The sequence below is a fragment of the Pseudomonas sp. BNK-7 genome (assembly GCF_048072025.1).
GTDB classification, from domain to species: Bacteria; Pseudomonadota; Gammaproteobacteria; order Pseudomonadales; family Pseudomonadaceae; genus Aquipseudomonas; species Aquipseudomonas danubii.
Genome location: NZ_CP182252.1, coordinates 5,480,494 through 5,505,095, shown reverse-complemented (window position 1 = coordinate 5,505,095; position 24,602 = coordinate 5,480,494). Strand labels below are relative to the sequence as shown.

Here is a 24,602-nt window from a genome sequence, read left to right as displayed (position 1 = left end):
TCAGCTGACCACGGGCTGTTCGCGACCGATCTCGCTGCGCAGTTGGGCAATCAGGTGCAGGCAGTGGGTGAGCCCCGGCGACGGCTCGCCGACCCGGCGGCTGAGGATGATCGGCGAGGTGGCCTCGGGTTCCTGCAGCGGGCAAAAACCGATGTCGTCGCGATGCAGCACCTGCACCGAGGCCGGCACCAGGGTGATGCCGATCCCGGCGCCCACCAGGCCGATGGCGGTCTGCAATTCGTTGGTCCACTGGGCGATCTTCAGGTTCAGGCCACGGGCACTGAACAGCGCGATCACATGGTCGGCGTAGCTCGGGCGCGGGTTGGCCGGATACAGCACGAAGGGCTCGTTGGCCAGTTGCTCAAGGCTCAGCTCTTGTCCCAGCAAGGGATGGCCGGCGGGCAGGGCGACTACCAGTCGGTCCTCGGTCAGCACCCTCTGCACGATGGCCGGGTCGTCGATGTGAATCCGCCCGAAGCCGATATCGATGCGTCCCGCCTTCAAGGCTTCCACCTGTTGCAGGGTGGTCATTTCCGACAATCCCAGTTCCAGCTCCAGGGTCTCGTTGCTGCGCAGGCGGCGGATCAGTTGCGGCAGCACGCCGTACAGGGTCGAGGGAGCAAAACCGATGCCCAGCCAGGTCTTGTGCCCCAGGCCGATGCGCCGGGTGTTGTCGCAGACCTTGCCCAACTGCTCCAGCACCCGGTTGGAATGCTCATAGAAAAACCGCCCGGCGGCGGTCAGGCGCAGCGGCCGGCCACGCTCCAGCAACAGCACCCCCAACTCGTCTTCCAGTTGCTGGATCTGCCGGCTCAAGGGCGGTTGGGCAATGTGCAGGCGCTCGGCGGCGCGGGTGAAGTTGAGGGTTTCCCCCAGCACCTGGAAGTAGCGCAGATGACGCAGTTCCATGACAGCTCTCCAGTGGTGATGTGCATACCTTAAAGGTATCAAGCCAGACCAATTCTATATTGGAACCCCGGAAAAAGCCGGGACAGAATCGAGCGCAGAACTTCAAGAACCTCACGGGTATGGACATGCACGCTTCTGCCATTGAATCGATCGAAACGATCATCGTCGATCTGCCGACCATTCGCCCCCACAAGCTGGCCATGCACACCATGCAGAACCAGACCCTGGTGCTGATCCGCCTGCGCTGCGCCGACGGCATCGAAGGCCTGGGGGAATCCACCACCATCGGCGGCCTGGCCTATGGCAACGAAAGCCCGGACAGCATCAAGACCAACATCGACCGCTTCTTCACCCCGCTGCTGATCGGTCAGGACGCCAGCAACATCAACGCCGCCATGCTGCGCCTGGAGCAGAGCATCCGCGGCAACACCTTCGCCAAGTCCGGGATCGAAAGCGCCTTGCTCGATGCCCAGGGCAAGCGCCTCGGGCTGCCGGTCAGCGAACTGTTGGGCGGCCGGGTGCGCGATGCGCTGCCCGTGGCCTGGACCCTGGCCAGCGGCGACACCGCCAAGGACATCGCCGAAGCCGAGAAGATGCTCGACCTGCGCCGCCACCGCATCTTCAAGCTGAAGATCGGTGCCGGTGAAGTGGACCGCGACCTGGCCCATGTGATCGCCATCAAGAAGGCCCTGGGCGACCGCGCCAGCGTGCGGGTCGACGTCAACCAGGCCTGGGACGAAGCTGTGGCCCTGCGCGCCTGCCGCATCCTCGGCGGCAACGGCATCGACCTGATCGAGCAACCGATTTCCCGCAACAACCGCGCCGGCATGGTGCGCCTGAATGCCAGCAGCCCGGCGCCGATCATGGCCGACGAATCCATTGAATGTGTGGAAGACGCCTTCAACCTGGCCCGGGAAGGCGCGGCCTCGGTGTTCGCCCTGAAGATCGCCAAGAACGGCGGCCCCCGCGCCACCCTGCGCACCGCGGCGATTGCCGAGGCGGCGGGTATCGGCCTGTACGGCGGCACCATGCTCGAAGGCGGCATCGGCACCCTGGCCTCGGCCCACGCCTTCCTGACCCTGAACAAACTGAGCTGGGACACCGAGCTGTTCGGCCCGCTGCTGTTGACCGAGGACATCCTCGCCGAGGCGCCGGTGTACCGGGATTTCCACCTGCATGTCTCACGGGCACCGGGCCTTGGCCTGAGCCTGGACGAAGAGCGCCTGGCGTTCTTCCGTCGCGACAAAACCACCCCCGTGCTGCATCACACCTGAGGAGGGCTGCATGCTATTCCACGTGAAAATGACCGTGAACCTGCCGGTCGACATGAACCCCGAGCGCGCCGCGCAACTGAAGGCCGAGGAAAAGGCCCTGGCCCAGCGCCTGCAGGCCGAAGGCAAGTGGCGCCACCTGTGGCGCATTGCCGGGCTGTACGCCAACTACAGCGTGTTCGACGTCGACAGCGTGCAGGAACTGCACGACACCCTGATGCAATTGCCGCTGTACCCGTACATGGCCATCGAAGTTAACGCCCTGTGCAGGCATCCTTCGTCCATTCATGAGGATGACCGCTGAGTTCGCATCAGCCCGTTCACCACTCTAATAAATACAAGATGAGGATTAATCATGAACGTCAGAATTTCCCAGACTGCCAGCGCTCAACGTTTTCTTGAAGAAGCCAGCGGCCAGTTCACCGAAGGCGGCAACCCCCGGGCCAAGGCCATCGTCTACCGCATCCTGCGGGACACCGTGAACATCATCGAAGACCTGAACGTTACCCCGGAAGAGTTCTGGAAAGCCGTCAACTACCTCAACGTCCTCGGCGCCCGCCAGGAAGCCGGTCTGCTGGCCGCGGGCCTGGGCCTGGAGCACTACCTGGACCTGCTGATGGACGCCGCCGACGAACAGGCCGGCAAGACCGGCGGCACCCCGCGCACCATCGAAGGCCCGCTGTACGTGGCCGGCGCGCCCTTGAGCCAGGGCGAGGCGCGCCTGGACGACGGCCTCGATCCGGGCGTGGTGCTGTTCATGCAAGGGCAGGTGACCAACACCGCCGGCCAGCCCCTGGCCGGGGCTGTCGTCGATGTTTGGCACGCCAACACCGGCGGCACCTATTCCTACTTCGACGGCAGCCAGTCGGAGTTCAACCTGCGCCGGCGCATCGTCACCGACGCCGAGGGCCGCTACCGTTTTCGCAGCATCGTGCCGTCCGGCTACGGCTGCCCGCCGGAAGGCCCGACCCAGCAACTGCTGGATCAACTGGGGCGTCACGGCCAGCGCCCGGCGCACATCCACTTCTTCATCTCCGCCGATGACCATCGCCACCTGACCACCCAGATCAACCTGGACGGCGACCCCTACCTGCACGACGACTTCGCCTACGCCACCCGCGACGAGCTGATCGCCAAGATCACCTTCAGCGAGGACCAGGCCCGGGCCAAGGAGTTGGGCGTGAGCGGCCGCTTCGCGGAAATTCACTTCGACTTCACCCTGCAGTCCTCGGCCCAGCCGCAAGAACAGCAGCGCCACGAACGGGTGCGTGCCCTGGAGGACTGAAACGCCGACCCTGCTTGACCCGGCCACGGAGCACCGACCCAGGTGCCCGTGGCTTTTGCCGTTATGCCTGGCCTGACGAGACTGCGTTGCGTGCCTGAAACGCAGACCTGATAAGCACCATCAGAGTGACCCGATCATGCAAATGCATCTGTTGAGTGAACGCAGCCGCGTGTTTGTTCAAGCCGATCCCCATGCCGTGTCCGGTTACGTCAATCAGCACGTGGGCAGCCACTGCATCCGCCTGCCCCGGGCCGGCCAGCCCCAGGCCAGCCTGCAGCACCGGGCCCTGGCCAGCCTGGATTTGTGCAGCATCAGCTACGGCGGCAGCGTGCGCGTCACCTCGCCGGCGCTGGAAAGCATCTACCACCTGCAGGTGCTGCTGCGCGGCCACTGCCTGTGGCGCAGCCGCGACCAGGAACACTGCTTCGCCCCGGGGGAACTGCTGCTGATCAACCCCGACGACCCGGTGGACCTGACCTATTCCGACGACTGCGAAAAATTCATCATCAAGATTCCCACGCCCCTGCTGGAAGCCGCCTGCCAGGAACAGCGCTGGCAGTACCCGGGGCAGGGCGTGCGCTTTCTGCGCCAGCGTTACCAACTGCAGGAACTGGAAGGCTTCGTACCTCTGCTCAGCCTGTTGTGCCAGGAGTCCGAAGCCCTGGAGGCCATGCCCAAGGTGCAAGAGCACTACGCGCACATCCTGGTGAGCAAACTGCTGGGCCTGATGCAGACCAATGTCCAGCGCGGCACCCTGAGTGCCTCGGCGGCGACCTTCGAACGCATTGCCGACTACATCGAGCGCAACCTCAAGCGCGACATCGGTTGCGAAGAGCTGGCGCAACAGGCGTGCATGAGCCTGCGTTCGCTGTACGCGCTGTTCGAACGCAACGTCCGCACCACGCCGAAGCACTACATCCGCCAGCAGAAACTGCAACGGGTGCACGCCTGCCTCAGCGACCCATACAGCCCGGTGCGCAACGTCACCGAACTGGCCCTGGACTTCGGCTTCCTGCACCTTGGGCGTTTTGCCCAAAGCTACCGCCAGCAATATGGCGAACTGCCCTCCGACACCCTCAAGCGTCGCCACTGACCGGCCCTTCCGACCTGTGCCTGGCGATCGCCAGCCGAACCTTTAGCGGCCTTGGAATCCTTGCGTCCCTTCGGGCCGTTCGCAGCCTGCGGCAGCGGCTACACCCCTGTAGCCGCTGCCGAGCTTGCGAGGCTGCGAAGAGGTCCGCAGGACCTTGCCTGGCGATCGCCAGTCGAGCCTTTAGCGGCCTTGAGACCCTTGCGTCCCTTCGGGCCGTTCGCAGCCTGCGGCAGCGGCTACACCCCTGTAGCCGCTGCCGAGCCTGCGAGGCTGCGAAAAGGTCCGCAGGACCTTGCCTGGCGATCGCCAGCCGAACCTTTAGCGGCCTTGAGATCCTTGCGTCCCTTCGGGCCGTTCGCAGCCTGCGGCAGCGGCTACACCCCTGTAGCCGCTGCCGAGCCTGCGAGGCTGCGAAAAGGTCCGCAGGACCTTGCCTGGCGATCGCCAACCGAGCCTTTAGCGGCCTTGAGACCCTTGCGTCCCTTCGGGCCGTTCGCAGCCTGCGGCAGCGACTACAGAGCAATCTGCAGAAAACGGATACAGGTCTGCACGCATCGGCTATTGCCCTGCCAACCCCCGTCCTAGCATGGCCCTGCCTGAATAAAAACAATGGAGGCGGCGGCCATGTCCCTGCGACCCGAATACCTGCATTCCCTGCTTGAAGAAGACCCCGACCAGGGCGTCTACCGCTGCAAGCGGGAGATGTTCACCGACCCCCGGCTGTTCGACCTGGAGATGCAGCACATCTTCGAAGGCAACTGGCTGTACCTGGCCCACGACAGCCAGATCCCCAATCCCAACGACTACTACAGCACCACCATGGGCCGGCAGCCGGTGTTCATCGCGCGCAACAAGAACGGTGAACTCAACGCCTTCATCAACGCCTGCAGCCATCGCGGCGCCATGCTCTGCCGGCACAAGACCGGCAACAAGGCGTCCTTCACCTGCCCGTTCCACGGCTGGACCTTCAACAACACCGGCAAACTGCTCAAGGTCAAGGACCCGGCCGCCGCCGGCTACCCGGCCAGTTTCAACTGCGAAGGCTCCCACGACCTGACCCGCGTCGCGCGCTTTGAGTCCTATCGCGGCTTTCTGTTCGGCAGCCTCAACCCCGACGTATTGCCCCTGGTGGAGCACCTGGGGGAGTCGGCGAAGATCATCGACATGATCGTCGACCAGTCCGCCGACGGCCTGGAAGTGCTGCGCGGCTCCTCCAGCTACATCTACGAAGGCAACTGGAAGCTCACCGCCGAGAACGGCGCCGACGGCTACCACGTCAGCTCGGTGCACTGGAACTACGCCGCCACCCAGAACCAGCGCAAGCAGCGCGAAGCCGGGGAAGACATCCGCACCATGAGCGCCGGCACCTGGGCCAAGCAGGGCGGTGGCTTCTACTCCTTCGACAAGGGCCACATGCTGCTCTGGACTCGTTGGTCCAACCCCGAGGACCGGCCGCTGTACGAACGCCGCGACGAGCTGGCCCGGGACTTCGGCCAGGCCCGGGCCGACTGGATGATCGAGAACTCGCGCAACCTGTGCCTGTACCCCAACGTCTACCTGATGGACCAGTTCAGCTCGCAGATCCGCATTGCCCGGCCGATCTCGGTGGACCGCACCGAAATCACCATCTACTGCATTGCGCCCAAGGGCGAGAGCGATGAAGCCCGGGCCCGGCGCATCCGCCAGTACGAAGACTTCTTCAACGTCAGCGGCATGGCCACCCCGGACGACCTGGAGGAGTTCCGTTCCTGCCAGCTCGGCTACCAGGGCAGCACCACGGCCTGGAACGACATGTCCCGTGGCGCCGAGCACTGGGTCCAGGGGGCGGACGACGCAGCGAAAGAAATTGACCTGCAGCCGATCCTCAGCGGCGTGCGCACCGAGGACGAGGGCCTGTTCGTGATGCAGCACAAGTACTGGCAGCAGACCCTGCTGGCGGCCCTGGAGCGTGACGCTTCACGCCGGATCGATGTGGAGGCCGTGCAATGACTGTTTCCTACGACACCGTGCGCGATTTCCTGTACCGCGAAGCCCGCTACCTGGACGACAAGGACTGGGACAGCTGGCTGGAACTCTACGCCCCGGACGCGACCTTCTGGATGCCCTCCTGGGACGACAGTGACCAGTTGACCGAAGACCCGCAGCGGGAAATCTCACTGATCTGGTACGGCAACCGCAGCGGTCTGGAAGACCGGGTGTTCCGCATCAAGACCGAGCGCTCCAGCGCCAGCATTCCCGACACCCGCACCTCCCACAACCTGAGCAATATCGAGCTGCTGGAGCAGGGCGACGGCCTGTGCAAGCTGCGCTTCAACTGGCACACCCTGAGCTTTCGCTACAAGACCGTGGACAGCTACTTCGGCTGCAGCTTCTACACCCTCGACCTGCGCGGCGAAAACCCGCTGATCCTGGCCAAGAAAGTCATCCTGAAGAACGACTACGTTCGCCAGGTCGTCGATATCTACCACCTCTGAGGCGACTGCCATGAGCCATCAAATCGCACTCAATTTCGAAGACGGCGTGACCCGTTTCGTCAACGCCAACCCGGGCGAAACCGTGGCCGACGCCGCCTACCGCCAAGGCATCAACATCCCCCTGGACTGCCGCGACGGCGCCTGCGGCACCTGCAAGTGTTTTGCCGAGGCGGGGCGCTACGAGCTGGGCGAGGACTACATCGAAGACGCCCTGAGCGCCGATGAGGCCGAGCAGGGTTTTGTCCTCACCTGCCAGATGCGCGCCTTGAGCGATTGCGTGGTGCGGGTGCCGGCTTCGTCCCAGGTCTGCCGCGCCGGGCAGGCTACGTTTCAGGCCAACATCAGCGCGGTGCGCCAGCTGTCCGCCAGCACCATTGCCCTGTCGATCAAGGGCGAGGCCCTGAGCCAGCTGGCGTTCCTGCCAGGACAATACGTCAACCTCGGGGTGCCCGGCAGCGAACAGACCCGGGCCTATTCCTTCAGCTCCTTGCAGCGCGACGGCGAGGTCAGCTTCCTGATCCGCAATGTGCCCGGCGGCCTGATGAGCAGCTTCCTCACCGGTCTTGCCAAAGCCGGCGACAGCATGACCCTGGCCGGGCCCCTGGGCAGCTTCTACCTGCGGGATATCCGCCGCCCCCTGCTGTTGCTGGCCGGCGGCACCGGGCTGGCGCCGTTCACCGCCATGCTGGAGAAAATCGCCGAGCAGGGCAGCGAGCACCCGCTGCATTTGATCTACGGCGTGAGCAACGATTTCGACCTGGTGGAGCTGGAGCGCCTGGAAGACTTTGCCGCGCGCATCCCGCAGTTCAGCTTCAGCGCCTGCGTGGCCAACCCCGAGAGCCAGTACCCGCGCAAGGGCTACGTGACCCAGCACATCGAGCCGGTGCACCTCAACCAGGGTGATGTGGACGTGTACCTGTGCGGCCCGCCGCCGATGGTCGAGGCGGTGAGCCAGTTCATCCGCGAGCAGGGCATCGCCCCGGCGAATTTCTACTACGAAAAGTTCGCCGCCAGCGCCGCCTGAAGGGCGCCTCGCCGCTGTAGGCGCTGGCTTGCCAGCGAAGGCGTCGACAAGGGCGCTGCAAGGCTCAAGGACCCCTTCGCCGGCAAGCCGGCTCCTACGTCGGGTGGCGTGCTCTCCATCTTTTTGCATCCACGAGGTTTCCATGAACCGTTTCCACAACCAAGTCGCCCTGGTCACCGGCGCCGCCCAAGGCATCGGCCGTCGCGTTGCCGAACGCCTGGCCGAAGAAGGCGCTCGCGTGGTGCTGGTGGACCGCTCCGAACTGGTCTTCGAACTGGCCGCCGAACTGACCCCACGCTTCCCGGTCCTGGCCCTGACCGCCGACCTGGAGCAGTACCGCGAATGCAGCCGAATCATGGCGGCGGCCATCGCCCACTTCGGCCGCCTCGATGTCCTCATTAACAACGTCGGCGGCACCATCTGGGCCAAGCCCTTCGAACACTACGAGCCCGCGCAGATCGAAGCCGAAGTCCGTCGCTCGCTGTTCCCGACCTTGTGGTGCTGCCACGCCGCCTTGCCGCAGATGCTGGAGCAGGGCAGCGGGGCCATCGTCAACGTCTCGTCCATCGCCACCCGCAGCCTCAACCGCGTGCCCTACGGCGCGGCCAAGGGCGGGATCAACGCACTCACCGCCTGCCTGGCCTTCGAAACCGCCGGCCGTGGCGTGCGGGTCAACGCCACCGCTCCGGGCGGCACCGAAGCCCCGCCGCGGCGCATTCCGCGCAACAGCGCTGAACAAAGCCCTGAGGAGCAAGTCTGGTACCAGCAGATCGTCGATCAGACCCTCGACAGCAGCCTGATGAAACGCTACGGCAACATCGACGAACAAGCCGCAGCCATCCTGTTTCTGGCCTCCGCCGAAGCCTCCTACATCACCGGCACAGTGCTGCCGGTGGGCGGCGGCGACCAGGGCTGAGGGGCAACCTCCTGCTGACTGACCGACCTGTAGGAGCCGGCTTGAGAGATCGCGTTCGCCGGCAAGCCGGCTCTTACGGCAATCGCGTATTGGATTGGCTTTCGCACGGGAGGTAGGTTGGGGATTGTGTGCGCCGAAAATTAATCCTGAGGATTTATTATTAATCCAGGGGTTGAATATTCATCGGCAGATGGTTCTTAATGCACCACACAGGCAACGGCTGTTCATGGGAATCCCCGGCCGGCCGTGAATGCTCAAGGACGCGAGGCACACATGAACCCAACCCTTCCTTTGTTTCATCAGCAACCCTACCTGCAAACCGTGCAATGCCAGATCCACCGGCTTGAACGGGACGATTCGGGTGCGCCCTTCGCTCTATTGAGCGAGACGGTGTTCTATCCCCAGGGCGGCGGCCAACTGGGGGATCGGGGGCTGCTGACCCTCAGCGAACCCGGGGCCGGTGATGTGCCGCAGGTGATCGAGATCGCCACCACCAAAAGGAAGGACGACGAGATCAGGCATTACCTGAAGCTGGATGACGCCGGGTTCGCGCAACTGCAATCACTGGTGCCGGGGCAGGGGGTGACGGCGACCCTGGACTGGTCCCTGCGCTATCAGCAGATGCGCATTCATTCGGCCATGCACCTGATGCACTGCCTGCTGGAGCAGACACTGGGGCGCTCGATTCCACACCCGGTCCGCTCGCCGTTGAATGACCAGGGCGGGGAAAATCACTATGAGTTCATGGGCGAGTTCGATGAGCAGAGCCTGGAGCGCGCTACGCAAGAGTTGAATCGCTTTTGCGCGGCCGGTCATGCCGTCAGAACCCAGGCCGACACCGACAAAGGACCAGGCTATCGCTGGTGGCAATGCGGCGAGTGGTCGATCCCCTGTGGTGGCGTGCATGTCGGCAATACACGAGAGATAGGGGCCGTCACTGCCAGCATGAAAATCAGGAAGAACACCACCCGGGTCGCTGTTTCGTTCGCGGTAGAGGCTGAGTAAATGTCGGAGAACCAGCAGGCCTTTGGCGCGTTTCTCACCCAGTTGCGCCTCGAAAGCGGCCACCTGAAGATTTCAACTTTTCTGGAAACCGTGAACATTCCGTTTTCCGCCAACCACTACCGGGACGTCGAGGCAGGACGCAAGCACCTGAGCCTTGAGTCAGCCGTCGAACTGCATGACCAACTGGGCATCGTCCCCGCCAGCAAGTCGAGCTTCGATTACTACTGGCATTACTTTCGTGACTTGTTGCCGGCCCCCGTGCACGAAATGCTGTTTGGCAAAGGGGTGGAGGTCAAGGATCTTTCCGCCATGCTCGAGGTGCGCGAACACGACTCCAAGCTGCTGCGCCGCGCCTTGAGCCTGAGCCGCTACGAACGTGAGTTCATCGTCACCGAAGAGATCATTGCAGCCTTCAAGGAACACTTCGAACTGCTGCCGTTGATGACCTATCTGTACATGGTGGACAGCGCCTCGGTGGCCGAAATCCAGGCGGTGTGCCAGCAGCTCGGCCTGGCCTACGACGCGCGTACCGAAGCCTTCCTGAGCCTTGTGGCCAAGGAGCGCAGCACCCCGCAGTCACCCTTCGTGCGCCATGCCCCCACCTTGAGAATGCCCAGAACCGCAGAGGCCCTGGCGCTCAAGGACCGGTTCCTGCGTCACGAGATCGATCGATCGTTGACCAAGCCCGAGCAAAGCGAATATTTCAATGTGTCCGGATCATTCAAGTACAGCGCGATGGTCACGCTCAAAGCGGCGGACATCGAAGAGATCCAGGACCGTCTTGTCGATCTGTTTTCAGTGATCGAAGTGCACAACAAATCTTCCGGACAACTGGAAGACCCAGGGGCTGATCCCTACTTCTTCGGGCTGGTGGTGTCGGGCCGCCCGGAGTACGACGGGCGCGGCGGGGCGCTCGAAAAAAAACAGCAGGGGATGAAGCAGGCGCTGGCCGCTGCCACCCATGGCCACAGCCGAGCTGCGGGTGGAGACGGCCCAGGCGGCGCTATGACCTGTTCTGGGGAATGGCATAGGGCAGGGTGATGGGCGGCGCGTCCTGCAAAGGCCGCGAAGACTGCGCCATCAGATAACCGATGATCTGCGCCGAGCTGAGCTCGATATGCAACAGGTCTTCATCGTCAAACCACGCGTTGGGCCAGAAGATCAGGTCCGAGGCATTGGCTTCGGGGAAGTTGGTTTCCAACAGGCCCAGGGCGTAGTCCGTATCAGACTCCGTGCCCTCGCTTTGGCAGATGAAATCCGCCACGGCGCATGCTTCGTCGAAGCTCAGGTCGTCAACGTAGCGCTCTTGATGAAAGGCCGTGCGCAGAAAGTTCTCCGCGCTGGTATGGCTGTGCATGTCGCGAAATTCGTGGAACTCGAAAGGCCGGCCGGCGTGGCTGTTCCATTGCTGGATCAGCGCACTGATCTCGGGGCTTTCCCGTTCCTGGTTGTCCCAGATCTGGTCGAGGATCTGCTTGAGCAAGTCCTTCATCAACGCCCGTATTTTCGGCGTCGCGGGTGTTGGTTTCAGCCGTTCCGGCATGGCCATGGGGGTCTCCCTGATTGTTATTTCATGCGGCTGGCGGAGGGGCCGCCAGCCCCCCGATTCCCGAGCGGCGCACAGGATAGGCCCTTCGCGCCGCCGACTAAAGCGCTGGCCCCAGCCGCAACAACGCACACAACCCGCCCTCAGGCCGATTGCGCAATTCCAGACGGCCACCGATCTTGCTGACGATCATCTGCACAATCGCCAGCCCCAGCCCGGCGCCATGGGCGTTGCCCTGGCTGTAGAAACGCTCCAGCAAACGTCCGCGTTCCTCTTCGTTGATACCGGGCCCGGCATCTTCCACGCACAGGTGCATCGCGCCATCGGCCTGGGGCCGCAGGCCGACCCGCACCTCGCTGCCCGCGGGGGCAAAGTTCAGGGCGTTGGTCACCAGGTTCTGCAGGGCAATGGCCAAAGCCACCGGGTCGGTGTCGATCAGGCAGCCTTCGTCGCCTTCGAGCACCAGTTCAACATCCTTCTCCAGGGCCAAAGGCGTCAGCTCCGCCAGCTCTTCGCGCACCAGGGCGCTGAGGTCAATGCGGCTCAGGCGCGGGTTGCTCAGCTGCGGCTCGATGCGCGCCATGGTCAGCAGCTGACTGCCGATGCGGGTGGCGCGGTCGACGCCGCTCACCAGAAAATCCAGGGCTTCCTGGCGTTGCTCCGGGCTGCCGGCGCTCTGGGCGTTCTGCGCGTGAATCCGCAGGATCGCCAGGGGCGTGCGCAGTTCATGGGCGGCGTCGGCAATAAAGCGCCGCTCGCGCTCCAGCAGGCTGTCGATCTGGGCCAGTAACTGGTTGAGGGCGGTCTGCATCGGTTCCAGGTCCTGGGGCAGGGGCTTGAGCCCGAGCGGCTGCAAGGTGTCGCTGCTGCGCCCGCGAATGGCCCGGGCCATGGCCCGCAGCGGCGCCAGGCCCCAGCCGATGGTCAGCCAGATCAGCAGCGCCAGCAGCGGCACGCCGATCAGGGTCGGCCACAGGGTATGGCGCACGATGCGCTGGATCAGGTCCTGGCGAATGTCATCCCGTTCGCCGACCCAGATCAGCAGGCCCTGCTGCGGGTCGGCCAGGAGAAAGGCGCACCATTCCTTGCCGTTTTCCAGGATGTCGTGGGCCCCCAGGGTGGTGGGTGGCGCCTCCAGCAGCGGGGCCTCGGCGGAGCGCATCAGCAACTGGCCATCGTCGCGCCACACCTGGAAGGTCAGGCGGGTTTCATAGGGGTGGGCGGCGCCGTCCACGCCGACCCGGCTCATGGCCTGGTCGAAGGCCTGGTGCAGGCGCTCCCAGTCCGCCGCGTCCGTCTGTTGAGCCGGGTCGCGCTGGCGCAGCACCCCTTGCAGCAGCCGCGCGCTCTGGGCCAGCTGGGCGTCGTAGACCTCTTCGATTTCGTGGTGGCTGTCGCGCAGCACCAGCCAGCTGATCAGCAAATCCCCCAGCAGCACCAGGACCAGGACCGGCAGCAGAATCCGCGTGCGCACCGAGTTCATGGCTTGAGCTCCAGCACATAACCGACGCCGCGCACGGTGCGGATCAGTTCGCTGCAGAGCTTCTTGCGCAGGTTGTGGATCAGCACTTCCAGGGTGTTGCTCTCGACCCGGTCCTGCCAGCCGTACAGCGCCCGGGACAGGCGTTCGCGGGTCACCACCTTGCCCGGGCGCACCATCAGCTGATGCAGCAACTGGTATTCCATGGGGGTGAGCACCACCTCGGCGTCCTGGTAATGCACCTGCTGGTTGGCCGGGTCGAGGCAGATACCGGCGTGCTCCAGCAGCGGCTGGGCACGACCCTGGCTGCGGCGCAGCAGGGCGCGGACCCGGGCCTTGAATTCCTCGACATCGAAGGGCTTGACCAGGTAGTCGTCGGCCCCGGCATCCAGCCCGGCGATGCGCTCGGCGGTGCCGTCGCGGGCGGTGAGAATCAGCACCGGCAGGTCCTGGCGGGCGGCGCGCAATTGCTGGAGCAATTCCAGGCCGTCGAGCCGCGGCAGGCCCAGGTCCAGCAGCAACAGGTCGAAGCTTTCCGTGCGCAGGGCATGCAGGGCGCTGGCGCCGTCCTGCAGCCAGTCCAGGGTGTAGCCTTCGGCGCTCAGGGCCACGCGGATGCCCTGGCCGAGGGCACGATCATCTTCGACAAGCAGCAGGCGCATGGGGTGTTCTCGGTTGGGCGGGGGGCAGGGAAGGGGCGCATGATGACGCCGGCCAGGGGCTGCCGGCAGGGGGTTTAGGCGGGGAAAATGTTACCGCGCGTTGCCAACTAAGCTTTCACTAAGCTTGGTTTTGCACAGTGGAATCTCCCCCATTACCGGAGCGTTTCTCTATGCGCAAAGTCCTGCTGCTGTCCCTGGTTCTCGCCAGCCCCCTGGCCATCGCCGGCCCGCAATGCACCACCGCCGAACGCTCGCAATGGCAAGACCCGCAAGCCTTCCAGGACCAGCTCAAGGCCCAGGGCTACCAGATCAGCAAGTTCAAGGTCACCGACGGCAACTGCTACGAGATCTACGGCTTCGACAAGGACCAGCGCAAGGTCGAGATCTACCACGACCCGGTCACCGGCAAGGCGGTGAAGACCGAGATCAAAGGCTGATGCCGCACGCGTCCCTGCGGCTGTGGGACCCGCTGGTGCGACTGTTTCACCTGTCCATCGCCGGGGTCTTTATCGGCAACTACTTCTTCAATGAAGCCGGTGACGACTGGCACGTCTGGCTCGGTTACTACGCCATGGCCTGGCTGCTGTTGCGCACAGTCTGGGGATTTGTCGGGCCGCGCAGTGCGCGCTGGTCCGACTTCTGGCCGACCCGGGCCCGGCTGGCGCGGCATCTGCGCTCGCTGTGGGCCGGGCGCCCCGAGCACCGCCTGGGGCATTCACCCCTCGGGGCTTTGGTGATGCTGCTGATGCTGCTGGCCCTGGTGCTGATCGGCGTCAGCGGTTTCTTGATGGAGGAGGTCGATGCCTTGTGGGGCGCCGACTGGCCGCTGCAAGTGCACGAAACCAGCGCCGATGTGCTGCTGGGCCTGGTGCTGCTGCATGTGTGCGCGGCGATTTTTGAAAGCTTCCAAGTGCGCGACAACCTGCCGTTGTCGATGCTCACCGGCCGCCGCCGACCCTTGCCGGGTCCTGAGCGGCGCTGACGTTTTCCCTTGTTCCCAACCGGCACTTGCCACGGGCTCCTTTATGCGTGCGCTGTCCTTTCGCCTGAGCTTCATCTGCAGCAGCCTGCTCTTGGCCGCCGTCTTTATCGCCGCCTGGCGCAGCCATCCGCCTCATCAACTGGCGCCGTTTGCCCAGGCTGCGCTCAGCAGCGATTCGGCTACGACCGACAGTACGCCGCAATACAACAGCCGCTTCGTCTCCTCGGACCTGGATGACTTCGTGCATTCGTCCTCGGTGACCGCCTTGCCCGGCGGCGACCTGATGGCCGTGTGGTTCGCCGGCTCCCGAGAGGGCGCCGCCGATGTGCAAGTGCGCAGCGCACGCTTTGACGCCCAGAGCGGCGAGTGGGGCGCCGAGCAGGTGCTGGCCACCCGCGAATCGACCCGTGACGGCACCGGGCGCTACATCCGCAAGCTCGGCAACCCGGTGATCGCCCTGGGCCCGGATCAGCGCCTGTGGATGTTCTACGTTTCGGTGTCGGTGGGCGGTTGGGCCACCAGCGCCATCAACCTGATGGTCTCCGACGACCTGGGGCGCAGCTGGTCGGCGCCGCGACAGCTGGTGACCTCGCCGTTCTTCAACATCAGCACCCTGGTGCGCGCCGCGCCGGTGTTCCATGCCGACGGCGCCATCGGCCTGCCGGTGTACCACGAGTTCATGGGCAAGTTCGCCGAGTACCTGTACCTGAGCGCCGATGGCGCGGTGATCGACAAATTCCGCATCAGCCGTGGCAAGCACTCCCTGCAACCGACCATCGTGCCCCTGGACGAACGTCGCGCCGTGGCCATGCTGCGCTACGCCGGCGACACCCACCACAAGGTCCTGGCCAGCCGCACCGAAGACGCCGGGCAGACCTGGAGCGAGCCCTATCCGCTGCAACCGTCCAACCCCAACTCGTCCCTGGCGGCGGTGGGCACCGACGACCAGGGCCTGCTGGTGGCCCTCAACGACCTGCAGGACGGGCGCTTCAGACTCAGCCTGTACGGCACCGACGCCGGCCTCAGCCAATGGCGCCCCCTGGTGGAACTGGACCAGTCCCCCGATCCCCTGGGCCAGCCGTTTTCCCACGAGGCCTACAAGGACATCATCGGTGAAGGCTTCCGCGCTTCCAGCGGCGCCCGGCGCCTGCCCCTGGAACAGCGCTTCTTGAGCAACCTCGACTACCGGGTGTGCAAGCCCCAGGGCTGCGACTTCGAGTACGAATACCCCTACTTCAGCCGCGGGGCGGACGGCCTGTACCACCTGGTCTATTCCTGGAACAACACCTTTATCAAGCACGTCAGCTTCAACGCGGCGTGGCTGGCGGAGCGCCTGTGATGCTGTCCCTGTGGCAAGCCCACCTGTGTTTTATCCTCCTGGGTTTCGTGCTGCTTGGCAGCCTGCGCCTGACCGCGCCCTGGCGGCCCTGGCTGCTGCCCGTGCTGGCCCTGCTCAGCTTCATCCCGCTGAACCAACTGCCGCTGGCGGCCTATGTGCGCAGCTTCACCGATGACTTGGCCATCAGCACCCTGGTGCTGCTGGGCTGGGTCAGCCTGCGGCACTTGGGGGTGATTGCGCCCTTGCCAGCCAAACACCGGGCGCAGGTCCTGCTGCTGTTTATCGGCCTGACCCTGAGCCTGTACCCCGCGACCCTGGGCCTGACCTATTTCGACCCCTACCGCTGGGGCTACAACCCACGGCCGATGATCGTGCTGATGGGCCTGGCGACGCTGGTGCTGCTGTGGCAGCGCAACCTGCTGGGGGTGCTGATGCTGGCGGCCGGGACCCTGGCCTTCGCCCTGCGTCTCAAGCCTTCGGAAAACTACTGGGACTACCTGCTGGACCCGCTGCTGGCGGGCTACTGCCTGATCGCCGGCAGCGGCGGGCTGCTGCTGTGGCTGTGGCGCCGCGTCACCCAGCGCAACCGCGGGCAGCCCCTTGCCGGGTAAACCAACCGGCCGCGCCGCGGCCTTCGACAACACCACACAGAGGTCAATGATGGGCGGGTTGCAATCACGCCGCCTGCGCTACGGCGCGGGCGCAATCGGGCTGGTATTCGGCTTGCTGGCACTGCTGCGGCTGCTGTTCGCCGTGGGGTTTTCCGGGGTGGACCTGAGCGCCGCCGACCAGCGCGAGGCCATCCTCCAGACCCTCGGTATCGGCCTGCGCTTCGACCTGCGCCTGACCCTGCTGCTACTGCTGCCCCTGGCCCTGCTGGCCTGGCTGCCGCGCTGGAACCTGCTGCGCCAGCCGGCCTTGCGCTGGCTGGCCCGGGCCTACCTGCTGCTGGTGCTGGGCGGGGTAGGGCTGCTGTACATCATCGACTTCGGCCACTACGCCTACCTCGGTGTGCGCATCAACGCCACCGTACTGCGCTACCTGGACGACGCACAGATCTCCCGGCAAATGCTCTGGGAAAGCTACCCGGTGCTGTGGATCGTCCTCGCCTGGGGCAGCGCCCTGGCCCTGTGGTGCTACGCCTTGCTGCGCCTGGAACGCCTGACCCTCGACCGCCCGGCGCAACCCCTGGGCCGCTGGTCCCTGGCCAGCGTCAGTACCCTGGGCATTGCCGCCGTGTTCCTCGCCCTGCTGGGCCGGGTGGAAAACCTCAACCTGGAAAACCCCGTGCCCCTGCGCTGGAGCGACGCCTACTTCTCCGGCAACAGCCAGATCGCCGCCCTGGGCCTGAACCCCGTGCTGTTCTTCTACGACACCCTCAAGGCCGGCCAGGCCCAGTACGACGAAGCCCAAGTGCGCCAACACTACCCGGCCCTGGCCCGCTACCTCGGCGTCGACCACCCGGACCCACAGCGCCTGAACTTCACCCGCCAACAAGGCGTGCAGCCGTACCGCATCGACCGCCCCCGGCCGCCCAACGTCATCTTCGTCATGCTCGAATCCCTCGGCACCAGCGCCGTGGGCGCCTACGGCAACCCGCTCAACCCCACCCCCAACCTCGACCGCCTGGCCCGCCAGAGCTGGTTCTTCAAACACTTCTACGTCCCGGTCACCGGCACCGCCAAGACCGTGTGGGCCAGCATCACCGGCGTGCCCGACGTCACCCGCCAAGAGACCGCCACCCGCCAGCCCCTGATCACCCGCCAACACAGCCTGATCAACGCCTTCAGCGACTACCACAAGCTCTACCTGATCGGCGGCAACGCCGGCTGGGCCAACATCAACGGCCTGATCCGCCAGAGCATCGACAACGTGCTCCTGTACGACGAAAGCCACTGGCAATCGCCCCTGGTGGACGTCTGGGGCATCTCCGACCTCGACCTGTTCAAGGAAAGCGACCGCCTGCTGCGCGCCATCCCCCAGGACCAACCCTTCTTCGCCTACCTGCAAACCTCCGGCAACCACCGCCCGTTTACCATTCCCAAGGACAACGATGGCTTCCAAGCCCAGGACCTACCCCTGGAACAAGTCCAGGCCGCCGGTTCCCGCAGCCTTGCGCAATACAACGCCGTGCGCCTATTGGACTTCAACATCGGCCGGCTAATGGAGATCGCCAAGGCGGGGGGCTACTACGACAACACGATTTTCGTGTTCTTCGGCGACCACAACACCCGCATCAGCCAGATCCCCCACATGGCCCCCGCGTTTGAACAGCTGGGGCTGGAGAGCAACAACGTACCGCTGCTGATTCATGCCCCAGGGATGTTGCAGCCCAGAGTGATCGAAGAAGCCGTCGGTCTCGCCGACCTGCTGCCCACCGTAGCCGGCATGGCCGGGATGCCCTTCACCAATGGCGCCATGGGGCGGGACATACAACAGCCTGCACCGGAGGGGGAGCGGGTGGTGCCGCTGGTATTGAGGGAAGGGACCTTTCCGGTGATTGGCGGCGTGACCAAGGATTTTTTGTTGCAGATGCAGCACGACGGCAGTGGTGCGACCTTGCATGATTTGGCGTCGAGCACCCCGCGGGAGGATGTGGCCCAGGAGCATCCGCAGGAGTTTGAACGGTTGCTGGAGTTGACGCGGGGGATGCATGAGGGGGCGCGGTTGATGCTTTATCGGAATGTTCGGTGACCCCGCACAGCCATCGGTTGACGCCAGCCCGTGTAGGAGCTGGCTTGCCAGCGAAGGCGGCCGTAAGACCGCCACCAAACCTACCAACCAGCCGCTCTGACGCCCTAAACCAGGGAGTCATTCCATCACATTGGGCTTTGCTTCAGATTGGCCTGATACCGCTCCTTCACTTCAGCCACGCTCAGCCACTTGCGTTGCGAATGCACCACCCGATGGCAATTGGCACACAACAACGCCAAATCAGCGAGCTTAGTTTTGTCACCCGGCTGGAGCGTGTGCAGAGGTTTAGTGTGGTGGACGTCAATCACCCCCTCCACATCTGCACCATAGGTTTGGCTGAAGTTAAAACCACATGCCTCACACTGCAGCGCCCCGTGCTGCTTCAGCGCCTCTTCCTTTTTGCGCTTAACGATTTTCTTGTCTCTTTCCCGTACCCGATGTACCCGAGTGAGCACTTTGCCTTCCTCTGCTTCGAAGAAGCCCGGGTCATCCGCTGCACTTAAATCGATAGGGCTAACTGGAATCGTCTGAACATTGGCATTGATCGCTGCCACAACCTCAGCAAGACGCTCCGAGTCATTGGCAAACTCCAGCCACACCAACTGCTCATCCTTATTGCCTTTCGCAAGCCCCGTACGGCCGTTATTGGTGTAGCTCGGGTCCCAACGACGGAAGTTATTGAGCTTCATGCACACACCGTTGGCATTGCGAAAACTCTGGTTCTTGCTCACTCCGGTGGCATTACCAATGAGATTGAGAGCCTGTGATAACGCCAAAACATCCGGATGATTCACACCGGGTAACCCGTTGCGGTGAAGGAGATACAGGTTTAGGGCAAGAACGAGCTCGTCGCGGCTCCAAGCAGGGTTGGATTGATTGCTGATAGGTGCAGAGGTCATGCGGGGGGCTATCCGTAGGTTTCCCGATTCGCTGTACGAAACAGCGTAAGAGGCCGTAAGGATATTCTTTTCCCAACTGGTTTGGGAGTTCAGTAGTGAGTAGGAAAGGGGGCGTAGTAGGGGAGGGACGCGTTGCCTTTCACCACGTGTCTATGGCCGTGGCTGGGCAGTGAGAGAGCTTAAGCAATATCGAAGGGCTACAGCATCGGTAGGAGCTGGCTTGCCAGCGAAAGCGGCCTAACAGAAGCGGGGCAAATCATTCTTCACCCCGCTTCCATATTTTTCGGACTTCTGAGTATCTAGTCGATTACCGAGTCTGCGCCGGTCTGTTGGCATCCAGCAACGAATCCACCACTGCTCTAGCCATCTCCACCGAATGGATCATCGACCAAATCAATCCACGCTCCACACCACTGGCGCGCTCGGTGATTTCATCGCTGACCTGTACCGCACAGTCCAGCAGCAACGACACATGCACCAAGGCTTCTTCGGCATTGATGCCGGGGCGGACACTGAACATGGATTGATGACCTACGGACGTCGGCACGGTGTCTTTCAGACTATTCAGGATCGAGGTTTCAGCGCTATGCGCCGCCAAGGCCAAGCGAATGCGCTGGGTGTCGAGATCGTGTTCGGGGGTTCTGAATTGTCCAGGTAAGGACAGGGGCGGATCGGGAACGAGCTTTTTCATGGTGCATCTCCAATGTGAATGGAGCTGCCAGCGATCGCTGCTAAACGAAGGAGTGGCAGCTGTACGCAGGTTAGCAGACCGGTCACATTGGAAACCGGCGCACCCGAAGGTGCCCTGCGCACAGCCACCATAAAAAGCAGAAGAAAAACTCTGCAACAGGTGACGTCGATGCGCCCAATGTGATGATTCGAGCTGCTAAACCCGATCACTGATATGCAGTGATGAACCGAGCCTAGCCAGCCGAAGTATCAGGCGCAAGCGGGTTGGATTCTCTAGGAAAAGTCGCTCAATAGAAAGGGACTAGCCTTACAAGGAGTTGTGAACTGAGTAGGGAATATGGCACCTGAAGGGTAGAGATGAAGGTGGTTAGTCTTCGTTAGCCGTCCAGTGATGGCAGGATTGAGTACGCCATCACCGGTAGAGGAAACGTAACTAATGACACCTACAAAGCTGACTCGCCTTCTGCCAGTCGGTTGGCAAAATATTGCGCCGTCTCTGGGTCGGTACAGTACAAGTAGCAGCCCTTCATTCCTCTGGTCATCAAGGTCCGGTAGGTGTTCTTGATGATGAGATCAGTCTCTTGCTGTGCGAAGTCGGGTTGTTCCTTCATCAGCCTTTTCCAGCCACGAATTGTCTTGTCGTATTTGTCTCGCGCTTTGGGGGATGTCACTACCTTTCCATCGCGCACGATCAAATCTGGCCCGATGATCACACCGATATAATCCACCTCTAACCCTTGGCAGGTGTGAATACAGCCGACCTGATCCACGGATTTATCCGCGATGATCCACAGACTGCCGTCTTGATCCAGGTTCCATTGGCGGGCGTAGTGTTCACCGATTTCAATGTCTTTGGCTTTAGGGTCTTTCTTGCTGCTCCATGGCCAGCAGTAACCTGCGACGACACGCGCCTTGTTTCCGTGGTTCTTTTGTTCGATTGCCTCATGCATTGCTTGTGGCGAGTCGAACACTTTGAACTCGTACTCACTGGCATCGAGTATTGGGTTCGCGGTTTTGCGAATGCCCAGCACGTCATCTAGCCATGCCAAGTAACCATCGGAGCCACTGCAACGGAACTGGGAAGACAAGGTGTATTCCTCCACCGTTGCCCCTCGGGCCTCAGCAAACTCTCGGATTGCTTGTTTGCTGCCAATATCCTTAAGGGTTACGCGTTGATCCTCGTCGATAAAAAACACTGAGCATTTAGCGGACCCAATTAGTTCTTTGATCTGGTTTTCACCCTCGTTGCCATAAAAGCCGCTTTTCTCATTCAGCCTGTGGGCTTCATCAATGATCAGCGCGTCGTAAAAGTCAGGCTTGATCTCGGTATAGGCCCCCGAGCCGGAGAAAAGACTGGAGAACTTGGTGGGCTTGACAGTGCCAACCAGTTTCTTCTCATACACGGCACGTGGGGCGGCATTTTTTGAGACATACCTACTCATCAGCCGTAAGGCCGTGAGCCTAACCAACAGATTGATGGCCACTACTGTCTTTCCAGTACCTGGGCCACCTTCAATGATCAGCACCTTTGGAGCATCGGCAGAGGCCTCTGCGACTGCTTCAAGTACCGACTCGAAGACGGTCTTTTGATCATCAATCAAAACGAACTCAGGCTTGCCCTCCATCAGCCCGCTCAGTGCTTCAGCCAACGCTTTGGAGGGGCGGCTCTTACCGCTAGAAAGCTCGTAAAGAACGTCTTGGTTGTCGCCGTAATAGATGTGCTGTTTGAGGAAACTTCTCAGTTTCGTCAACTCGTCAGGACCTTTTAGGAATAAAGGCGCCTTGCTGGTATAGGCGTCGTAGTGAGCCGAGTTGATAACACCATCGCTGACATAGTTATGTAGGTAAGCGCATGGGTGGATTTTGATGCCTTGGTCATAGACGGCTTCATTGAATCCTTCCAGCAAAGTGGCGTAAGACCACACCTGATAGGAAGGATGAATGGTTTCAACATGACTGCCACCCAGCGCGGTTTTTACGATCGCATCTTTACTGGTGGCGCTGGCTTTGCTCCATTGCTTCAGTTCCACCAACACGGCATTTTTACCCTGGTTCTGGTCGTGGCCTGTCAGCAAGAAATCGATGCGTTTCATGGATTGCGGAATATGTAGCTCAATGGCCACTCCGGCATCCTCCGGCAGATCCTTATCCCGTAGAACCTTGGCCATGTAAGTGAGCGATCCCTGCCAAGATCGGATCTCTGAAGCCGCCACTTTCTTGCCAGTGGCTTCTTTAAAGTGCTTGAGGATCACCTCTTCAATATCGTTGTTGTCGCAAACATCGAGGAATTGTTGTTTGGTCGCCGAATAAACGATCACAAGTGGTCCTTAGAGCCCAAGGGGTCAGAGTTGGTCGTACTTCTTGCTGGTGCTTTTGGCTTTGTCGACGGGGTACTTCTGGCCGTTCAACGCGAGTTTGTTTGTCACTGCTTCGTTCAGATCGACGCCCAGTACTGTGCTTAGTCGTACGAGGTACATGAGTACGTCGGCCAATTCATCCTTCACGGCTTGAGCGGTTTCTGGACGCTTGGCTGCGTCCTTGGCGTCGGCTTCGCTCATCCATTGGAAGATTTCGCAGAGTTCTCCGGTTTCTCCGGTGAGTGCTAGAAGCAGGTTTTTTGGGGAGTGGAATTGCTGCCAGTCGCGATCGTCTGCGAAGCGCTGTAGAGCCGCTGCGAGGCGATAGACATCGACCAAGGGGGGAAGGGTATCAACGGCTGTGCTCACAATCTTGCCTCTGGTTGACCGGAACTAGGTAATTAGGTCTTGAATCAGAAATCGAGAGACGGATTGTAGGAGATTTCGCTTTTTGAGGAAGTTTTTTTACTGGTATTCGTTAATGAATGGTTGTGAAACTCTTCTTTGAGGTGGATCGATGGATGAAAGCCCGCGCCAAGCGGGCTATTCTAAAGCCCCGTCGTTTCATATTGATCTGAGTAGACTTATTTCTGGTTTTTATATTTTGGTTGTCTGATTTTTAGGATCAAATTCACTCGTGAGAGATTGATGGCTACTAAAAGCTGTCAGCCAAATGCATTTTTGAAGTTTGGCAGAAATAATGTGCTGAAATATTTATGCATTTAGATCGATGATGTTTACTGAATCTCGCTCAAGATAGAGGCCTTGATTGTGTAGCATATGGCTCGCGTTTGAATATTGTACGCCATACGCAACAGTTACCTGTTCTCTGAGAAAGGATGGTGGAAGCTCTTTGATTACAGTGACGTCGGTTTTGTTGGCGATGGTAACTAGTTTTTCTGATAGTTCTAGCTCTAGAGCAAGGTTTTTAATCTTCTCTCCGTGAAGTTTGGCTTCAGCGGTCTCTAGCTCTTTCTTCTTTATTTCCATGTCTACTTCGTGAATTTCTTTAGCCCGTTTTTCTTGTTGGATTGCCTGGTATAAAGCAATCCCTCCTTCGAAAATAGCTCCTAAGGGGCTGTTTCTTTTTACTTCCTTTAGTTCTAGGCCGACTTGCTCTTGCTTGTTGACTAACGAACGACCCAAAATCCTGAATTTGTTGTTCGCTACACGAGCGCAAACCAATGGTCTAGTGGTTTTTTCAAATGTGGTAAAAAAAGCAGAAAGAAGGCGAGATAGTCTTATGTTTTCTCGTCCGTCTAAAGTTGAAATATCTAGACGTTGAGTGTCGTTAAGGCTTTGTATTTTTTCGATGTCTAGAAAAATCTGGTCTTTTTGTTTTTTGTATTTTTCAAGTGACTTCTTGAGATCGTCGTCTGAAAACTGCTTTTTTTTCTCCCCTCGCTTTGCTGCTGCTTCATAGCTTTTTTCTGCTTGCTTGTTAGCAAGGTCAATGACAGCAGCTTCAGTAGCTTGTAGGCCAAAACTTTGAAGGTTTTCATATAAATAGCTGATGTTGTTTAGGCTGAGCGGGCCTATATGGTTTCTCTTTAAAAATGAATTTACTGTGTTGAATATGCGATATAAGCAGTTGAATTCATAAATATTGCTGTTTGGCGATAAAGGTATCGGCATACCTATTGAGTAGAATAGCTTTGCCGCGAAAGGCTCGCTAAGCAAGTTCATTTCTGAATATCTTTCGTATAAGGGTAGTGAGTGATCAAATATGAATATGTCTTCAGGGCTGACGCCTTGATTTATTGCTGAGCAAATGGAGTTTAGTAGTTCAAATTTGTAATATACAGTGTTGAGTTTCTTGAGGAAGCTAGCAATTTCCCATGGGTACATGGGCTCATCTCGCCGTTGAGAGAATTTAACCTTTATTCTCGTGCTAACGTCTTTGTAATCGTAGTCGTCAAACATATAATGTTCCAAACATTGAGTTTGCTGATGGTCAGAGAGTTGCTAGTGCTATC

Annotated in this window: 24 protein-coding genes; 15 read left to right on the top strand and 9 right to left on the bottom strand. The window is 61.0% G+C overall.

Annotation, left to right across the window (positions count from 1 at the left end):
* Complete coding sequence (locus ACMGF8_RS24810; protein ID WP_305949539.1) at window positions 1-909, bottom strand: LysR family transcriptional regulator; 909 nt, start codon at window positions 907-909, stop codon at window positions 1-3.
* Window positions 910-1,034: 125 nt separating this feature from the next.
* On the opposite strand from ACMGF8_RS24810, the gene ACMGF8_RS24805 reads away from it, so the two are divergent.
* The 10 genes from ACMGF8_RS24805 (at window position 1,035) to ACMGF8_RS24760 (ending at window position 11,018) form a co-directional block, all read left to right on the top strand.
* Window positions 1,035-2,183 (top strand): muconate cycloisomerase family protein, encoded by a 1,149-nt coding sequence (locus ACMGF8_RS24805; protein ID WP_180988469.1) that lies wholly within the window; start codon window positions 1,035-1,037, stop codon window positions 2,181-2,183.
* A gap of 10 nt (window positions 2,184-2,193) precedes the next feature.
* Complete coding sequence (catC, locus tag ACMGF8_RS24800; RefSeq protein WP_016966965.1) at window positions 2,194-2,484, top strand: muconolactone Delta-isomerase; 291 nt, start codon at window positions 2,194-2,196, stop codon at window positions 2,482-2,484.
* Window positions 2,485-2,535: 51 nt separating this feature from the next.
* Window positions 2,536-3,465 carry a catechol 1,2-dioxygenase gene (gene catA, locus ACMGF8_RS24795; protein WP_060840106.1) on the top strand — a complete coding sequence of 310 codons (930 nt, stop codon included), beginning with the start codon at window positions 2,536-2,538 and terminating at the stop codon, window positions 3,463-3,465.
* Between the two features lie 136 nt (window positions 3,466-3,601).
* Window positions 3,602-4,558 carry an AraC family transcriptional regulator gene (locus ACMGF8_RS24790; RefSeq protein WP_416757541.1) on the top strand — a complete coding sequence of 319 codons (957 nt, stop codon included), beginning with the start codon at window positions 3,602-3,604 and terminating at the stop codon, window positions 4,556-4,558.
* 624 nt (window positions 4,559-5,182) lie between these two features.
* Window positions 5,183-6,547 carry a benzoate 1,2-dioxygenase large subunit gene (benA, locus tag ACMGF8_RS24785; protein ID WP_416757539.1) on the top strand — a complete coding sequence of 455 codons (1,365 nt, stop codon included), beginning with the start codon at window positions 5,183-5,185 and terminating at the stop codon, window positions 6,545-6,547.
* Window positions 6,544-7,032, top strand: coding sequence for a benzoate 1,2-dioxygenase small subunit (gene benB / locus ACMGF8_RS24780; protein WP_102864750.1), 489 nt, complete (start codon window positions 6,544-6,546; stop codon window positions 7,030-7,032). Before benA ends, benB begins: the two co-directional genes overlap by 4 nt.
* Window positions 7,033-7,042: 10 nt before the next feature.
* Window positions 7,043-8,056, top strand: a complete 1,014-nt coding sequence (benC, locus tag ACMGF8_RS24775; RefSeq protein WP_250330077.1) for a benzoate 1,2-dioxygenase electron transfer component BenC — start codon at window positions 7,043-7,045, stop codon at window positions 8,054-8,056.
* 142 nt (window positions 8,057-8,198) lie between these two features.
* Complete coding sequence (locus ACMGF8_RS24770; RefSeq protein ID WP_102864752.1) at window positions 8,199-8,972, top strand: 1,6-dihydroxycyclohexa-2,4-diene-1-carboxylate dehydrogenase; 774 nt, start codon at window positions 8,199-8,201, stop codon at window positions 8,970-8,972.
* A 273-nt stretch (window positions 8,973-9,245) separates the two neighbouring features.
* Window positions 9,246-9,977, top strand: coding sequence for an alanyl-tRNA editing protein (locus ACMGF8_RS24765; RefSeq protein ID WP_250330078.1), 732 nt, complete (start codon window positions 9,246-9,248; stop codon window positions 9,975-9,977).
* Window positions 9,978-11,018, top strand: a complete 1,041-nt coding sequence (locus ACMGF8_RS24760; RefSeq protein ID WP_416757536.1) for a hypothetical protein — start codon at window positions 9,978-9,980, stop codon at window positions 11,016-11,018.
* Here ACMGF8_RS24760 and ACMGF8_RS24755 read toward each other — a convergent pair.
* The 3 genes from ACMGF8_RS24755 to ACMGF8_RS24745 form a co-directional block, all read right to left on the bottom strand.
* Window positions 10,981-11,526 (bottom strand): hypothetical protein, encoded by a 546-nt coding sequence (locus ACMGF8_RS24755; RefSeq protein WP_250330080.1) that lies wholly within the window; start codon window positions 11,524-11,526, stop codon window positions 10,981-10,983. The two genes, ACMGF8_RS24760 and ACMGF8_RS24755, sit on opposite strands and share 38 nt — an antisense overlap.
* Window positions 11,527-11,623: 97 nt before the next feature.
* A complete protein-coding gene (locus ACMGF8_RS24750) occupies window positions 11,624-13,006 on the bottom strand; it encodes an ATP-binding protein (RefSeq protein ID WP_250330081.1) in 1,383 nt (460 codons plus the stop codon).
* Complete coding sequence (locus ACMGF8_RS24745; RefSeq protein ID WP_060840095.1) at window positions 13,003-13,665, bottom strand: response regulator; 663 nt, start codon at window positions 13,663-13,665, stop codon at window positions 13,003-13,005. The genes ACMGF8_RS24750 and ACMGF8_RS24745 overlap by 4 nt, the downstream gene beginning before the upstream one ends.
* Window positions 13,666-13,835: 170 nt before the next feature.
* Between ACMGF8_RS24745 and ACMGF8_RS24740 the strand changes: the two genes are divergently transcribed.
* From ACMGF8_RS24740 to ACMGF8_RS24720, 5 genes are read left to right on the top strand one after another with little or no spacing between them, the layout of a single operon-like run.
* Window positions 13,836-14,102 carry a PepSY domain-containing protein gene (locus ACMGF8_RS24740; protein WP_060840094.1) on the top strand — a complete coding sequence of 89 codons (267 nt, stop codon included), beginning with the start codon at window positions 13,836-13,838 and terminating at the stop codon, window positions 14,100-14,102.
* Window positions 14,102-14,647: a cytochrome b/b6 domain-containing protein gene (locus ACMGF8_RS24735; protein ID WP_115580476.1), complete on the top strand. Its 546-nt coding sequence runs from the start codon at window positions 14,102-14,104 to the stop codon at window positions 14,645-14,647. The genes ACMGF8_RS24740 and ACMGF8_RS24735 overlap by 1 nt, the downstream gene beginning before the upstream one ends.
* Before the next feature lie 43 nt (window positions 14,648-14,690).
* A complete protein-coding gene (locus tag ACMGF8_RS24730; RefSeq protein ID WP_416757532.1) occupies window positions 14,691-15,986 on the top strand; it encodes a sialidase family protein in 1,296 nt (431 codons plus the stop codon).
* The gene (locus tag ACMGF8_RS24725; protein WP_416757530.1) at window positions 15,986-16,597 is read left to right on the top strand and encodes a hypothetical protein; all 612 of its coding nucleotides are present in this window, start codon (window positions 15,986-15,988) and stop codon (window positions 16,595-16,597) included. Before ACMGF8_RS24730 ends, ACMGF8_RS24725 begins: the two co-directional genes overlap by 1 nt.
* A gap of 49 nt (window positions 16,598-16,646) precedes the next feature.
* Window positions 16,647-18,680, top strand: a complete 2,034-nt coding sequence (locus ACMGF8_RS24720; RefSeq protein WP_416757528.1) for an LTA synthase family protein — start codon at window positions 16,647-16,649, stop codon at window positions 18,678-18,680.
* A gap of 125 nt (window positions 18,681-18,805) precedes the next feature.
* On the opposite strand, the gene ACMGF8_RS24715 is transcribed toward ACMGF8_RS24720, so the two are convergent.
* The 5 genes from ACMGF8_RS24715 to ACMGF8_RS24695 all read right to left on the bottom strand — a co-directional run bounded on the left by ACMGF8_RS24715 (window position 18,806) and on the right by ACMGF8_RS24695 (window position 24,549).
* On the bottom strand, window positions 18,806-19,579 hold the full coding sequence (locus tag ACMGF8_RS24715) for an HNH endonuclease (protein WP_416757526.1): 774 nt from the start codon (window positions 19,577-19,579) through the stop codon (window positions 18,806-18,808).
* 307 nt (window positions 19,580-19,886) lie between these two features.
* Window positions 19,887-20,270, bottom strand: coding sequence for a DUF6124 family protein (locus ACMGF8_RS24710; protein WP_416757524.1), 384 nt, complete (start codon window positions 20,268-20,270; stop codon window positions 19,887-19,889).
* Window positions 20,271-20,712: 442 nt separating this feature from the next.
* On the bottom strand, window positions 20,713-22,587 hold the full coding sequence (locus ACMGF8_RS24705) for a DNA/RNA helicase domain-containing protein (RefSeq protein WP_414159840.1): 1,875 nt from the start codon (window positions 22,585-22,587) through the stop codon (window positions 20,713-20,715).
* A gap of 24 nt (window positions 22,588-22,611) precedes the next feature.
* The gene (locus ACMGF8_RS24700) at window positions 22,612-22,995 is read right to left on the bottom strand and encodes a nucleotide pyrophosphohydrolase (protein ID WP_103407237.1); all 384 of its coding nucleotides are present in this window, start codon (window positions 22,993-22,995) and stop codon (window positions 22,612-22,614) included.
* 345 nt (window positions 22,996-23,340) lie between these two features.
* The gene (locus tag ACMGF8_RS24695; RefSeq protein WP_416757522.1) at window positions 23,341-24,549 is read right to left on the bottom strand and encodes a hypothetical protein; all 1,209 of its coding nucleotides are present in this window, start codon (window positions 24,547-24,549) and stop codon (window positions 23,341-23,343) included.
* Between the last annotated feature and the right edge of the window lie 53 nt (window positions 24,550-24,602).